This window comes from Streptomyces sp. Rer75, assembly GCF_013414305.1.
GTDB lineage: Bacteria > Actinomycetota > Actinomycetes > Streptomycetales > Streptomycetaceae > Streptomyces > Streptomyces himastatinicus.
Genome location: NZ_CP058693.1, coordinates 5898001 through 5912088 on the forward strand (window position 1 = coordinate 5898001; position 14088 = coordinate 5912088).

The 14088-nt window shown below is 72.6% G+C and carries 11 protein-coding genes; 5 read left to right on the forward strand and 6 right to left on the reverse strand.

All coding sequences use genetic code 11. The features are described from left to right. The first annotated feature begins 186 nt into the window (after positions 1-186). The 3 genes from HYQ63_RS25410 to HYQ63_RS25420 all read left to right on the forward strand — a co-directional run bounded on the left by HYQ63_RS25410 (position 187) and on the right by HYQ63_RS25420 (position 4627). Positions 187-1023 carry a VOC family protein gene (locus HYQ63_RS25410; RefSeq protein ID WP_179936157.1) on the forward strand — a complete coding sequence of 279 codons (837 nt, stop codon included), beginning with the start codon at positions 187-189 and terminating at the stop codon, positions 1021-1023. A 196-nt stretch (positions 1024-1219) separates the two neighbouring features. Then, positions 1220-3865 (forward strand): serine/threonine-protein kinase, encoded by a 2646-nt coding sequence (locus tag HYQ63_RS25415; protein WP_179936159.1) that lies wholly within the window; start codon positions 1220-1222, stop codon positions 3863-3865. 180 nt (positions 3866-4045) lie between these two features. After that, complete coding sequence (locus HYQ63_RS25420; protein WP_179936161.1) at positions 4046-4627, forward strand: hypothetical protein; 582 nt, start codon at positions 4046-4048, stop codon at positions 4625-4627. Positions 4628-4639: 12 nt separating this feature from the next. Here the strand turns inward: HYQ63_RS25420 and HYQ63_RS25425 are convergent, their stop codons facing one another. From HYQ63_RS25425 to HYQ63_RS25435, 3 genes are read right to left on the reverse strand one after another with little or no spacing between them, the layout of a single operon-like run. After that, positions 4640-5407, reverse strand: coding sequence for an enoyl-CoA hydratase/isomerase family protein (locus HYQ63_RS25425; RefSeq protein ID WP_179936163.1), 768 nt, complete (start codon positions 5405-5407; stop codon positions 4640-4642). Continuing rightward, entirely contained in the window at positions 5404-5859 is a 456-nt protein-coding gene (locus HYQ63_RS25430) for a Zn-ribbon domain-containing OB-fold protein (protein WP_179936165.1), read from the reverse strand. The genes HYQ63_RS25425 and HYQ63_RS25430 overlap by 4 nt, the downstream gene beginning before the upstream one ends. Before the next feature lie 6 nt (positions 5860-5865). Next, positions 5866-7011 carry a lipid-transfer protein gene (locus tag HYQ63_RS25435; protein ID WP_179936167.1) on the reverse strand — a complete coding sequence of 382 codons (1146 nt, stop codon included), beginning with the start codon at positions 7009-7011 and terminating at the stop codon, positions 5866-5868. Positions 7012-7116: 105 nt separating this feature from the next. On the opposite strand from HYQ63_RS25435, the gene HYQ63_RS25440 reads away from it, so the two are divergent. Then, the gene (locus tag HYQ63_RS25440) at positions 7117-8718 is read left to right on the forward strand and encodes a FadD3 family acyl-CoA ligase (protein WP_179936169.1); all 1602 of its coding nucleotides are present in this window, start codon (positions 7117-7119) and stop codon (positions 8716-8718) included. Positions 8719-8783: 65 nt separating this feature from the next. Here the strand turns inward: HYQ63_RS25440 and HYQ63_RS25445 are convergent, their stop codons facing one another. The 3 genes from HYQ63_RS25445 to HYQ63_RS25455 form a co-directional block, all read right to left on the reverse strand. Next, entirely contained in the window at positions 8784-8966 is a 183-nt protein-coding gene (locus HYQ63_RS25445) for a hypothetical protein (protein ID WP_123107355.1), read from the reverse strand. Positions 8967-9185: 219 nt separating this feature from the next. Next, positions 9186-9440 (reverse strand): hypothetical protein, encoded by a 255-nt coding sequence (locus tag HYQ63_RS25450; protein WP_154685951.1) that lies wholly within the window; start codon positions 9438-9440, stop codon positions 9186-9188. 218 nt (positions 9441-9658) lie between these two features. After that, complete coding sequence (locus HYQ63_RS25455; RefSeq protein WP_179936171.1) at positions 9659-12595, reverse strand: BTAD domain-containing putative transcriptional regulator; 2937 nt, start codon at positions 12593-12595, stop codon at positions 9659-9661. 255 nt (positions 12596-12850) lie between these two features. Between HYQ63_RS25455 and HYQ63_RS25460 the strand changes: the two genes are divergently transcribed. After that, positions 12851-14077, forward strand: coding sequence for an amidohydrolase family protein (locus HYQ63_RS25460; protein WP_179936173.1), 1227 nt, complete (start codon positions 12851-12853; stop codon positions 14075-14077). Positions 14078-14088 lie beyond the last annotated feature (11 nt).

Here is a 14088-nt window from a genome sequence, read left to right on the forward strand (position 1 = left end):
GCGGGTGAATCGTGTTATCAACAGGCTGTGGATAAGAAGCGTGGATGACCCGGTCGGGACCTGGTGATCCGGGCCAAGGATTGGCCAAATATTTCGACTTTCGAAGCGGGCACCCGGGGCGATCCCCCGTTAGCGTGGCAAACGCGGTAAAAGCCGCGAACAGGAGGACGCGGGAGGACTCGGGTCATGGCCGCACACGCGGAAGGCGTGCCCTGCTGGGTGGACGCGATGCTGCCCGATCTCGCGGCGGGCCGCCGCTTCTACGGCGAGCTGTTCGGCTGGACCTTTGCCGAGGGCACCGCGGGCTACCGCCCGTACACCTGGGCCAGGCTCGACGGGAAGGACGTCGCGGCGCTGGTCCCCAAGTCCGACGGCCGGATGCCCACCGTCTGGAACGTCTACCTCGCCACCGGGGACGCCGCCGCGGCCACCGCCCGGATCCGCGAGGCGGGCGGCCGGGTGATCGTCGCGCCCCGGTGGATCGACGACCTGGGCGTCATGGCGACGGCCGCCGACCCGGGCGGCGCGGTCTTCGGGCTCTGGCAGGCGGGCAGCCACCCCGGCTTCGCCCGCCGGGACGTCCCCGGCGCTTACGGCTGGACCGAGGTCCACACCCGGGAGCCGCGGGTGGTGGACGCCTTCTACCGGACGGTCTTCGGGTACGGAGCGGCTCCGGCGCCCGGCACCGAAAGGGCCGGGGAGAAGGGCCCCGCCGACCTCCTGCTGTGGTCGCCGCGCGGTGAGCCCGCCGACCCGGACCACGCCGTCGCCGCACGGGTCGTGATCGGTGAAGGGCCCCCGGCCGAACTGCCCGCGCACTTCCTGACGTACTTTGTGGTGGCGGACTGCGATCATGCGTCGCGTACGGCCCAACGGCTGGGCGGGCGGGTTCTCAATGGGCCCGAAGATACGCCGTACGGGCGTTTCGCGGTCCTTGCGGACAATCAGGGCGCGGTCTTCGCGGTCATCGACACCTCGCAGGAGGGCTCCGGAGCAAGGGAGAACAGGGCGGGGCGGGACTGAGAGCGGTCCGTCGGCGGACAGTCGAACCGGATGGGCTCCGGCTCCGTATCGCCCGATGACACGACGAATCGCCCCCGGGTTCGCAACCGCCGCCTTCGCCAGAGAGAATGCAGGATGCGTGCCGCCGGTTGGTTTGTCGGTGAGACGCTGCACGGGGCTGTATTTTTTCAAGCCCCCACGGGGAGGTGGCAGGCAAGTGGTGGAGCAGCTGACGCAGCACGATCCGAGGCGGATCGGTCCCTTCGAGGTGCTGGGCCGGCTTGGCGCGGGCGGCATGGGGCTCGTCTATCTGGCACGTTCGGCGTCCGGCCGACGGGTCGCGATCAAGACGGTCCGGACCGAGCTGGCCGAGGACCAGTTGTTCCGCGTCCGCTTCACCCGCGAGGTGGAGGCGGCCCGCGCGGTCAGCGGCTTCTACACGGCCGCGGTCGTGGACGCCGATCCGCGCGCCGCGGTGCCCTGGCTCGCCACGGCCTACGTCCCCGCGCCGTCGCTCGAGGAAATAGTCAATGAGTGCGGGCCGATGCCGGCCCAGGCGGTGCGCTGGCTGGCGGCCGGGGTCGCCGAGGCGCTCCAGTCCATCCACGGCGCGGGCCTGGTGCACCGGGATCTGAAGCCGTCGAACGTGCTGGTCGTCGAGGACGGCCCGCGCGTGATCGACTTCGGTATCGCCTCGGGCGTCTCCAACACCCGGCTGACGATGACCAACGTCGCCGTGGGCACGCCCGCCTACATGTCGCCCGAGCAGGCGCGCGACTCGCGCAGCGTGACGGGCGCCAGCGACATCTTCTCGCTCGGCTCCACCCTGACCTTCGCGGCCACCGGACACGCCCCCTTCCACGGCGCGAACCCGGTCGAGACCGTGTTCATGCTGCTGCGCGAGGGACCGGACCTGACCGGGCTGCCGGACGAGCTGCGGCCGCTGATCGAGTCGTGCATGCAGATGGAGGCCGACCGGCGGCCGTCCCCGGCCGATTTGCAGTCGCAGCTGGCCCCGCACCTGTTCGCCTCCAACGCCGACGACAGCGGTACGGCCTCGGCGTGGCTGCCGGGCGGCGCGGTCGCGCTCATCGAGCGCAAGCGCAGCGGGCGCAACCAGGTGGCCCGCTCCGCGCGGCCCGCGTCCGGCTCCTCCCGCCCCTCCGGGGGCGGCGGGGCCGGAAGCCCGGCGTCCGCGCCGCTGCCGCCCGAGCGGCCGCCCGCACCGCCGTCGTACGCCCCTGCCGCGGCCGACGGGCGCGGCGGCGGGCGGCACGGCGCGCCCGCCGGAGCGGGCGGCTGGGAGCCGGTGGGCGCGGGCGATCCGCGCGGCGGCCTGCGGGCGCCCGACGCGGGCGGCCCGTCGAACGCGCTCAGCTCCATCGGCCCCGGGCGGCATGCCGCGCCGCCCGCGCCCGCCCCGTCCGCTCCGTCCCCTCCGTCCGCGAGTGCTCCGGCCCCGGCACCCGCCCCCGCCCCGCTGCCCACCGGGGCCGACGGGCCGGTCCGGCTGCACAACTCCCAGGTGGCCATCGGCCCCGGGCTGCGCGCCGCCGACGCGCGCGACCCGCAGCCGCGGCATGACACCGGCCCCGCCACGGGCTGGGTGCGGCCGCCGGGCGGGCTGACCACCGGCGGGGGGAACGGGGGCGACGCCGCCGTCCCGCCGCCCTCCCACTCCCCGGCCACCGACGCGGCCGAGCCGCCGGGCGCGGCGGGCCACGGCCGCTGGCGGCCCTGGCGGTTCCGCATGTCGAACGATGTGTGGGGCACCCCGGCCGTCGCCGGTGATCTGCTCTATGTGACCTCCTTCGAGGTGCACGCGCTGGATGTGGGCACCGGGCGGCGGCAGTTCAAGACCCGCGACGTGGCCTGGGCGATGGCCGTGGAGGACGGCCGCATCCACGCCTCCGACGGCCCCACCCTGTACGCGCTGGACGCGACGGACGGCTCGGAGCGGTGGCGGCTGTCCACCGACGGCTGGGTCTACTCGCTCAAGGTCGACCGCGGCACGGTCGTCACCGGCACCCGCGGCGGCGGCGTCCAGGCATGGGAGGCGGCCAACGGCGAGCTGCTGTGGGAGATGCAGGGCATCCAGACCGACTTCGAGACGCCCGAGTCCGGTCCGGTCGTGCACGACGGCACGGTCTTCGTGTGGTCGGACGCCCGGCTGCGCGCCCTGGAGGCGCGTACGGGCGCGGAGCGCTGGTCGTACCCGGTCGGCGACACGGCCTCCTGCGGCGGCGTGCCGCTGCGGCTGCTCCCGGCGCCCGACGGGATCGTGTACGTGTCGGCCGGTACCCGGGTGCTGGCGATCGACATCGCCCGCGGGGATGTGCGGTGGCGTTTCGAGGCGCCCGCCGTCTTCCTGAGCGCCCCCGCGTACGCGCCGGGGCCCGCGGTCACCGGCGGCGGTGTCTACATCGCCGACTACCTGGGCACGGTCTACGCCCTGGACGCCACGAACGGCCGCGACCGCTGGCGCATCGCCACCGAGGCGCGCGGCTCGATCGAACCGGTCCTGGTCGCCGACGGCTCCGTCCACCTGGGCAGCGGCAGCGCCCTGTACACGCTCGACGCGGTCACGGGCACCCCCAAGTGGCGCTTCGCGGCGGGCGGCGAGGTCATCGGCTCCCCGGTCGTCGCCGACGGCCGCGTCCACTTCGGCTCGGCCGACCACTGCCTGTACACAGTGGACGCGGCGGGCGGCCAGCTGCGCTGGAAGCTGGCCACGGGCGGCGAGATCACCGGCTCGCCGGTGGCGGCGGGCGGTGTGGTGTACGCGTGCAGCAAGGACCGCTGTGTGTACGCGCTGGACGCGGTGAAGGGCACCGGCCAGTCGCGCCCCTCGGCCCGCGCGTGAAGGCGGAACGTCGACGACAAGACCGGTCGTGAGGTGACCGGGGGAGCGCGAAGGTGCGCGTTCCCCGTTACCCGGGCGCCCGATGTGACTTTGGGGTAGGAAGCCCTGTTGCTAGGGTGGCGTGCACTCGTCAATCGACTGCCGATTGGCTTGATTGCAGCTTTTCACGGGGGTAATTCCATGCAACGCCGTTCCTTGCGCCTGTTTGCCGTCACCTTGGTCGGAGTTCTCGCGCTCACCGGATCGCTCACCGGATGCGGAAAGAAGAAGAGCAGCGGCCTCGGCGGGAGCGACAGCGGGTTCGTCTCCGGCGGCACCGGTGGCGGCGACGAGCCCGCATCCGGCCCCAGCGGACTGTCCAGCGACATCCCCACCGATCTGCCGAGCGGGGCCTCGGACCTGCCGTCGTACGGCTCCCCGACCACGTCGGACCCGTACTCCTCCTCCGCGCCGTCCACCTACAACCCGGACGCGACCAGCGAGACGAGCGGCACCAACTGCCGCTACGACCAGTCGACCAGCCAGTTCAAGTACGACGTGACGGTCACCAACACCGACGCCACCCGCAGCTTCCGCTACTCGGTCAGCACCAAGTGGAACGAATACGGGAGCGACGGGCTGCTCGGCTACGACAGCCAGGACGTGACCGTGCTGCCCGGCCAGAGCGAGACGTTCACGGCCGCCGCGAGCTACACCATCACCAAGCGCACCCAGTACACCTGCCAGATCAGCCTGGCCAGCAAGACGCCCGCGAGCAGCTGACGCACGCCCCGCTCACCGGACGCGGAAGCCGGGCGTGCGGGCCGCGAAGAGCGCGGCCTGGGCGTCCGGCGGCCGGTTCCCCAGGGCGATCAGCTGCGGGGCCCGGGCGAGCGCCTGCGTCAGCGCCGCCTCCTTCGCCGCCCACAGCGCCCGTACGGTGCCCTGGACCGCCTCCGTCGGGTACGACGCGATGACGGCGGCGGCCCGCACCGCGGCGGCCACCGCCTCGCCCCGCGGCACCACCTCGCTGACCAGCCCCGTCTCGTAGGCCCGCCGCGCCGAGACCCGCTCGGCCGTCCCCATCAGCGCCATCCGCGCGACCTCCCCGGCGGGCATGCGCTGCGCCATGTAGACGGCCTCGTACGCGCTGACCATTCCGTAGGAGGTGTGCGGGTCGAAGAAGGTCGCGGTCTCGTCGGCGACGATGAACTCGGCCTCGCCCAGCAGATAGAACGCCCCGCCGCACGCCATCCCGCCGACAGCCGCCACGACCGGCTTCCACAGGTCGTTCGCCTTGGGGCCGATGTCCCGCAGCGGATCGTCCATCGCGTACGGGGACGGCGGCTGCGGGACGGTGACCGAGCGGTCGATCCCGGTGCAGAACGCCCGCTCGCCCGCCCCGGTGAGCACCACGGCCCGCACCGACTCGTCCCCGCGCAGCCGCCGCCACACGGAGGCCAGTTCGGCGGCGGTCGCCAGGTCGATGGCGTTGTGGCGCTCGGGCCGGTCCAGGGTGACGACCGCGACCCCGTCGCCCCCCGCCTCCGTCGCGACCGTCATGGCCGCTCCAGCAGCCAGCGCACCACGGTGGGCCCGCCCGGCATCGCGTGGAAGACGGCCTGCACGGGCGCCCCGATCCGTATCCGCACCGGGTCGACGGAGTCGAGCGCGGCGTCGGCGGAGGCGACCAGGTTGCCCACCAGCCGGATCCGCGGGGCCTCCGCGAGTTCGACGAGGACCACGTTGTACGGGGCCTGGGCCGCGTAGGCGGGCAGCAGCGGCGGATGCGGCAGCACGTACGACCAGATCCGGCCACGCCCGCTCGTCTTCGTCCACAGGCTGTCGAAGGACTGGCAGTGCGGGCAGCAGGGCCGGGGCGGGAAGCGCGGTTCGTGGCAGCCGGTGCAGGTCTGGACGCGCAGCTCGCCGCGGGCGGCGTAGTCGAAGAAGGGCGCGCCGTCCTCGTCGGGCACGGGCTGGAGCAGCTCCCGCGTCGCGTCATGGGTGGTCATCGGTCGTCAACTCCTCAGCAGCAGGGCCGATGTGGGAACCCCCTCGCCCGCCGTGACCAGGCAGGTGCTGGCGTCGGGGACCTGGGCGGTGCTGGTTCCGCGCAGCTGTCTGACCCCCTCGGTGATGAGGTTGAAGCCGTGTACGTACGCCTCGCTCAGCCCGCCCCCGCCCGTGTTGAGCGGCAGCCGTCCGCCCACCTCCAGCGCGCCGCCCTCGGTGAACGCGGCGCCCTCGCCGCGCCCGCAGAAGCCGTAGCCCTCCAGGGACAGCGGGATCAGCGGGGTGAACGCGTCGTAGATCTGCGCCACGTCCACGTCCTGCGGACCGAAGTCGGCGGTTTTCCACAGGTGACGGGCCGCGGTCCAGGCGGGCCCGGTGAGCGGGTCGTCGTTCCAGTAGTTGACCATGCCGTGGTGCTGGGCGGGCAGCCCCTGGGCGGCGGAGTGGACGTACACCGGCGGGCGGGCGCAGTCGCGGGCCCGCTCGGCGGAGACGACGACGCAGGCCAGCGCGCCGTCCGTCTCCAGGCAGTTGTCGAAGAGGCAGAGCGGTTCGCTGATCCAGCGGGCGGTCATGTACATCTCGCGGGTCAGGGGCCGTTCGTACATCATCGCGGCGGGGTTCTGGTTGGCGCGGTTGCGGCAGGCCAGCGCGACGTTGAAGAAGTGGTCGCGGGTGGCGCCGTACTCGTGCATGTAGCGGCGCGCCAGCAGCCCGATCTCGTCGGCGGGCCGCAGCAGCCCGTACGGCCGGGTCCACTGGGCGGGCGTGGGCAGCTGGACGCGGGTGTTGGTCCAGGGCCGGGGCCCGCTGCCGCGTTTGCGGGAGCGCCAGGCCACCCCGACGCCCGCCTGCCCGGTGGCGATCGCGGCGGCCAGGTGCGCGACGGTCGCGCAGGAACCGCCGCCCCCGTAGCCGACCTTGCTGAAGAACGTGACGTCGCCCGCGCCGATGGCCTTGGCGACCTCGACCTCGTCGGTCTCCTCCATGGTGTACGAGGCGAAGGCGTCCACCTCGGAGGGGGCGATTCCGGCGTCGTCGAGGGCGGCCAGGATGGCGCGGCAGGCGAGGGTCTTCTCGGATTCGGGGAGGCGTTTGGCGAACGCGGTCTGGCCGATGCCGACGATCGCCGTCGCGTCCTTCAGGCCCATGGCCACCTCCATGCGTCGCGGTCACCGGTGCTGACAGCGGGGAAGGCTACCGCTAATCTGACGGGTAGTCAGCTAGTGGGAGTCGCTGTGCTGGAGGTTGGTGTCATGGCGGAGTGGCAGACCATCCCGGCGCTGATACGGGACGCGGCGCGGCGCCACGGCGACGCGACCGAGGCAGTCGTCGAGGGCCGCGCCCGGATCTCCTACGCCGAACTCGGCGCCCGTATCGAACGCGCCGCCGCCGCGTGCATCGCCTCCGGCGTCGAGCGGGGCGACCGGGTCGCGATCTGGGCGCCCAACACCACCGACTGGATCGTGGCCGCCCTCGGCGCGGTCACCGCGGGCGGTGTCCTCGTCCCGGTCAACACCCGCTTCAAGGGGGCCGAGGCGGCGTACGTCCTGCGGCGCACCCGGGCCACCCACCTGTTCATCACCGGCACCTTCCTGGGCGCCTCCTACGTGGCGTCGCTGCGCCGGGCCGCGGAGCGGGGGCCGGGCCAGGGGGTCCCGCTGCCGGGGCTGCCCTATCTGCGCGAGGTGATCGTCCTCGCCGGGGACGCACCCGAAGACTTCCGCACCTGGAAGGACTTCCTGGCGGCGGGCGAGTCCGTACCGCCGGACGCCGTACGGGACCGGGCCGACTCCGTACGCCCCGACGACCCCTCCGACATCACCTTCACCTCGGGCACCACGGGCGACCCCAAGGGCGTGGTGATCACCCACGCGCAGACCCTGCGGGTCTACGACACCTGGAGCGAGGTGACGGGACTGACGCACGGCGACCGCTATCTCATCGTCAACCCGTTCTTCCACACCTTCGGCTACAAGGCGGGCATCATCGCCTGCTTGATGCGCGGCGCGACGATGGTGCCGCAGCCGGTCTTCGACGTGGACACCGCGCTCACCCGCATCGCCGCCGAGCGCATCAGCGTCCTGCCCGGCCCGCCCACCCTGCACCAGGCGATCCTGGACCACCCGGCGCGCGACGCCCACGACCTGTCCACGCTGCGCCTGGTGGTCACCGGCGCCGCCGTCGTCCCGCTGGAGCTGGTGGAACGGCTGCGCTCCGAACTGCGCGTCGCCACCGTGCTGACGGCGTACGGACTGACCGAGGCGTCCGGCACCGTCACCATGTGCCGCCGGGGCGATCCGCCGGAGGTCATCGCCGCCACCTCCGGCCGCGCCATCCCGGACACCGAGATCAAGGTCGTGAGCCCCCTGGGCGGCCCGCGCCGCCCGGGCGCTCCCGGCGAGGTCTGGGTCCGCGGCTACCACGTGATGCGCGGCTACTTCGAGGACCCGGTCGCCAACGCCCGTGCCATCACCCCGGACGGCTGGCTGCGGACGGGCGACATCGGCGTCCTCGACGCGGACGGCAATCTGCGGATCACCGACCGGATCAAGGACATGTTCATCGTCGGCGGCTTCAACGCCTACCCCGCCGAGATCGAGCAACTCCTCGCCCGCCACCCCGACATCGCCGATGTCGCCGTCGTCGGCGTCCCGGACGCCCGCCTCGGCGAGGTCGCCAAGGCCTACGCGGTCCGCCGCGCATCCTCCGCGCTGACCGCCGACGAGCTGATCGCGTGGGCGCGCCGCGAAATGGCCAACTACAAGGTGCCGCGCCACGTGGAGTTCCTGCCCGAACTCCCGCGCAACGCGAGCGGCAAGGTGCTCAAGCACCGCCTGCGCGGGCGGACGGCGTGAAACGACGGCGTGGGGGCGAGCCGGTACGGCTCGCCCCCACGCCGGAGGTGTTCGGCGGCGTGTGGTCAGCCGTCCGTGCCCTCGGCCTGGTTGGCCCCGGAGATGGGCTGGGGGCTGTCCGGGTGGGCGTCCTGCGTCGTGATACCCGCGCGGTCCGGATGGGCGTCGGCCAGGGCCGGAACGGCGGTTCCGGCGGCTATCGCTGCTGCGAAGGCGAAGGAGACGAGGGCCTTCTTCGAGTAGGTCATACCAACTCCTGAAGCTGCACGGGCGTTTGCTGAGTGAAACGCAAAATTATTGATATGTGAATAAGTGTTCGATGAGCATGTCTTGAAGTCATCGATAAATGGCGCAAGCAGCGACATGTGCGACTCGCTATGGCGAGGACCGGTGTTGGTGGCCTCCCCTCCGGCCCACCAACACCGGTCCCCGCCGTGCCGTGCTCCGTCGGTGGTCGCCGACGGTCTCTACTTGGTCGCGCTGTCCGGGTGGCTGTCGAGCGTCTCGATGCCCGCGCCGTCCGGGTGGCTGTCGGCCTGGAGCGGCTTCGGGCTGTCCGGGTGGCTGTCCGCCTGGAGCGGCTTCGCGCTGTCCGGGTGGCTGTCGAGCGTTCCGATGCCCACCCCGTCCGGGTGGCTGTCGGCCTTCAGCGGCGACGGGCTGTCCGGGTGGCTGTCGAGCGGCCGGTAGGCGTCGGACGTGGGCTTCTTGTCCTCACTCACGAGGATCAACTCCATTGAACTCGGTCGGTTTGGGGTGCACAACACCCGTCCGGCGACTCCCCCGTGGGTCGCCGGACGGGCACACAAGGCCGCTCACCCTAAAACGAGGCAAGGAGTGGCCTCTTCACCGACCCGTCTGCCCCCCGCGGGGACGGATCGACAGCAACAACACTGCCGGTCCGGGATAAACGATTGATGAACGCGCCGCGGTAACCCTGCTACGCGGTCGCCAGGGGCGCCATCAGGGCCCGTACTTCCTCGGCCTCCGCGGGGTTGTTCAGCTGCTCGTAGATGGTCAGGGCCTCCTGCCAGCAGGCCCGGGCCCGGTCCGTCTGGCCCATCAGGTCCAGTGCCTGGCCCAGCACCTTCAGCACGGTGCCGCGGCGGAACTCACCGCCGACGAAGCGCAGCGCGAGCGCCTGTTCGGCATGGGTGGCCGCCTCCGGCGGGCGCCCGGCCGCGAGGTGGACCTCGGCCAGCCGGGCGTGGGTGGAGCCCTCCCAGAGGCGCTGCCGGTTCTCGCGGAACAGCGCGATCGCCTGCGTCAGCTGGTCGAGCGCCTCGTCGTACCGCCCGGCCTGGTGGAGGGCGATGCCCAGGGCGAATCGTCCGTTGGCGACCCGCAGGGCGAGCCCCAGGCTGCTGTAGATCTCGACGCCTTCGGCGGCGAGTTCGATGGCACTGTCGGTGCGGCCCATCGCCGAGTGGGCGCGGGAGATGTTGCACAGGGCGCCGGCGATGCCCGGCAGGTTGCCATCGGCGCGGAAGGCTTCGAGCGCCTGGCGGAAGTACGCCTCGGCGTCTTCGTACCGCTTCTGGTAGAGCGCGATGATGCCGCGTTCGTTGGGCACCTCGCAGCCGGGGATCGGGTCCTCGGCCGCCAGGGCGAGCTGCATGGCGTGCCGCCCCTCGTACTCGCCCTGCTCGTACCGGCTGGCCATCCAGTGCAGATGGGAGAGGGTGAAGCGGGCACGCCCCTCCGCGCGCGGGTCCCCGGCCAGTTCACCCGCGTCGCGCACCGTCTGGGCCGCCGCCTCGTACTGCCGGGAGTTGGCGCCGGACTCGCCCAGGTCCTTCGCCGCCACCAGGAGGTCGGCCGCACGGCCCAGCGTGTCTCCCGTCGCCGACTGCTGGATGCAGGCCAGCAGGCAGTGCGCCTCGGTGAAGATCCAGTCGAGTGCGGCCGCCGAGTCCGGGAAGTCCAGCCCCGGGTACCGCGTCGGCTCCAGGTGGTCCACCAGCCGGTCCCCGGGCCGGGCCAGGGCGAAGACCCGGGCGGCGGAGGACAGGTAGAAGTCCAGCAGCCGGGACAGCGCGGCGTCGCGCTCGGCCGGCGGCATCTCGTCGCGCTCGGCGCACGCACGCGCGTAGAGCCGGACGAGGTCGTGGAAGCGGTAGCGGCCGGGGGAGGCGGATTCGAGGAGGGACGTGTCGACCAGGCTCTCCAGCAGGTCTTCCGCGTCGTCGACGTCCATGTCCAGCACGGCGGCCGCCGCGGCGAGCGAGATGTCGGGGCCGTCGGCCAGGCCCAGCAGGCGGAAGGCGCGGGCCTGTTGCGGTTCGAGCTGGCCGTAGCCGAGTTCGAAGGTGGCCTTGACCGCGAGGTCACCGGCGCGCAGCTCGTCCAGCCGCCGCCGCTCGTCGCCGAGCTTGCCGGCCAGGGCGGAGACGGTCCAGGTGCGGCGGGAGGCCAGGCGGGAGGCGGCGATGCGGATGGCCAGCGGCAGGAAGCCGCAGGCCGCGACGACGTCCATGGCGGCGTCCCGCTCGGAGCCGACCCGCTCCTCGCCGACGATGCGGGTGAACAGGACGAGCGCCTCGTCGGGGCTCATCACATCGAGGTCGACCAGGTGGGCGCTCTCCAGGTCGACCATCCGGTGGCGGCTGGTGATCAGCGCCGCGCAGCCCGGGGTGCCGGGCAGCAGGGGGCGCACCTGGGCGGCGTCGCGGGCATTGTCCAGCAGGGTCAGCACGCGGCGGCCGTCGAGGAGGGAGCGGAAGAGCGCGGCGCGCTCCTCGACGCCGTCGGGGATGGCGTTGTCGGCGGTGCCCAGGGCGCGCAGGAAGGAGCCCAGCACGGCGCCGGGGTCGGCGACCAGGGGGCCGGAGCCCTGGAGGTCGACGTAGAGCTGGCCGTCCGGGAACTGGTGGCGCGCGGCGTGCGCGACGTGGACGGCCAGGGTGGTCTTGCCGACGCCGCCGATGCCCGCGACCGCTGACACGGCCATGACACGCCCTTCGGCGGTCGAGAGTTGGTCGCTCAGTTCCTTGATGAAGGGGGCCCGCCCGGTGAAGTCCGAGACGGTCGCGGGGAGCTGCGCGGGGCGCACGAAGCTCGCGCTGCCGCCGCTCGGCTCCTCGGAGGCGTGCGCGGCGACCGCCAGTTCGGCGTCGGCCTCCAGGATCTTCTGGTGCAGCGCGGACAGCTCGGGGCGCGGGTCGACGCCCAGTTCCTCGGCGAGCAGCCGCCGGGTGTCGGCGTAGACGGCCAGGGCCTCCGCCTGCCGCCCGCTGCGGTACAGCGCCAGCATCAGCAGCTCCCGCAGCCGCTCGCGCAGCGGGTACGAGGCGGTCAGCGCGGTCAGTTCGGAGACCGCCTCGGAGTGGTGGCCCAGCTCCAGGTCCAGGTCGAGCCGGGTCTCGATGAGGGAGCGGTGCCACTCGTCGAGCCGGGTGCGCTGGGTCTCCGCGTAGGGGCCCGGCACTCCGGCCAGCGGTTCGCCGTCCCACAGGTCGAGCACCTTGTTGAACAGGTCGCGCGCCCGGACGCGGTCCCCGGAGTGCTGCGCCTTCTCCGCCTCGGCCGTCAGCTGCTCGGCCACGTCGGTGTCCAGGGAGCTGAGGCCGATCCGGATCGCGTAGCCGCCCGATTCGCTCACCAGTATCTCGGAGTCGGGCCCGAACGCCTTGCGCAGCCGCGAGGCGTACGTGCGCAGCGCGGCGATCGCCGCCTCCGGCGGCTCGGTGCCCCACAGGCCGTCGACCAGCTCGGGCGCGGTCGCGGTGCGCCCTCCGCGCAGCAGCAGCGCGGCGAGCAGCGCGCGTTGCTGCGGCGAACCGGTGCTGATCGCTTCATCGCCCCGCCAGGCCCGGACGGGGCCCAGCACGGTGAAGTACAAGTGCTGTCCCGGCACTCGCTCCCTTTCGCCGTCCATGGTCTCCCCCTCGCCTGTCCTTCCCAGTCGCACGGGTCAGTTTGCCTTGTCAACGCCTTCCGCGTCAGTAGGGCCCCCACGTCCTCCACAAGCCCGCCATAGTTGTCCGAAGTGCCCATGGTGTCTGGCGCGGTGCTTGCGCCGAGGGCGGTTTCCGGGGGGCGCGGGAAAACCCGCGGAGAACGAGCGCGGAACCCGCAGAGAACCCGCACCCGATAACTGACACTCCGTCAGATCGGCGCTACCGTGAACGGCATGGAGAGCTTCCCGAAGATCATCTCGGTGGACGACCACACGGTTGAGCCCCCTCACGTCTGGCGGGACCGCCTCCCGTCGAAGTACCGCGACATCGGTCCGCGCATCGTCCGGGCGCCGCTGAAGGAGATGACCTTCGTCGGCGGCAAGTTCGCCCCGAAGATGGGCGCGCCCGGCGACGACGGGCCGATCGCCGACTGGTGGGTGTACGAGGATCTGCACCGGCCGCTGACCCGGCTCGACACCGCCGTCGGCTACGCCCGCGACGAGGTCCGGCTGGAGGCCATCACCTACGAGCAGATGCGGCCCGGGTCCTACGCGGTGCCGGACCGGCTCGCCGACATGGACGTCAACCACGTCCAGTCCGCGCTCTGCTTCCCGACCTTCCCCCGCTTCTGCGGGCAGACCTTCACCGAGGCGGGCGACCGCGAGCTGGGGCTGCTCGGGGTGCGCGCGTACAACGACTGGATGGTGGAGGAGTGGTGCGGCCCCGAGGCGCGGGGCCGCCTCATCCCGCTGATCATCATCCCGCTGTGGGACGCGGAGCTGGCCGCCGCCGAGGTACGGCGCAACGCCGCGCGCGGGGTGCGCGCCGTCTGCTTCTCCGAGATACCGCCGAACCTCGGGCTCCCCTCCGTCCACACCGACGCCTGGGATCCCTTCTTCGCGGCGTGCGACGAGACCGGCACGGTCATCGCCATGCACATCGGCTCGTCGTCCCGCATGCCCTCGACCTCCGCCGACGCGCCCCCGGCGGTCGGCTCCACCATCACCTTCGCCAACTGCTGCTTCTCGATGGTCGACTGGCTGATGAGCGGCACGTTCGAGCGCTTCCCCAACCTCAAGATCATGTACGCGGAGGGCCAGATCGGCTGGATCCCGTACATCCTGGAGCGCGCGGACGTGGTCTGGGAGGAGAACCGCGGCTGGGGCGGTGTCGCCGACAAGGTGCTGCGGCCGCCGTCCGAGCTGTTCGCCGAGCACGTCTACGGCTGCTTCTTCGACGACGCCTTCGGGCTGCGGAACCTCGACGCGATCGGGGTGGGCAACGTCCTGTACGAGACGGACTATCCGCACTCCGACTCGACCTGGCCGAAGTCCCGGGAGGTCGGCGAGGCACAGATGGGACATCTGGCGCCGGACGTGGTGGAGCGGATCGTGCGGGGCAACGCGATCGAGCTGCTGGGGCTGACCGCGGACGGGCTCTGGCCCGGGCCGGGGGCATGAGCCTGTAGGGC

Bases quoted from the DNA above. Each gene is read 5' to 3' on its own strand.
- HYQ63_RS25410 (WP_179936157.1), top strand. From the start codon at position 187: ATGGCCGCACACGCGGAAGGCGTGCCCTGCTGGGTGGACGCGATGCTG.
- HYQ63_RS25420 (WP_179936161.1), top strand. From the start codon at position 4,046: ATGCAACGCCGTTCCTTGCGCCTGTTTGCCGTCACCTTGGTCGGAGTT.
- HYQ63_RS25425 (WP_179936163.1), bottom strand. From the start codon at position 5,407: ATGACGGTCGCGACGGAGGCGGGGGGCGACGGGGTCGCGGTCGTCACC.
- HYQ63_RS25430 (WP_179936165.1), bottom strand. From the start codon at position 5,859: ATGACCACCCATGACGCGACGCGGGAGCTGCTCCAGCCCGTGCCCGAC.
- HYQ63_RS25435 (WP_179936167.1), bottom strand. From the start codon at position 7,011: ATGGGCCTGAAGGACGCGACGGCGATCGTCGGCATCGGCCAGACCGCG.
- HYQ63_RS25440 (WP_179936169.1), top strand. From the start codon at position 7,117: ATGGCGGAGTGGCAGACCATCCCGGCGCTGATACGGGACGCGGCGCGG.
- HYQ63_RS25445 (WP_123107355.1), bottom strand. From the start codon at position 8,966: ATGACCTACTCGAAGAAGGCCCTCGTCTCCTTCGCCTTCGCAGCAGCG.
- HYQ63_RS25455 (WP_179936171.1), bottom strand. From the start codon at position 12,595: ATGGACGGCGAAAGGGAGCGAGTGCCGGGACAGCACTTGTACTTCACC.
- HYQ63_RS25460 (WP_179936173.1), top strand. From the start codon at position 12,851: ATGGAGAGCTTCCCGAAGATCATCTCGGTGGACGACCACACGGTTGAG.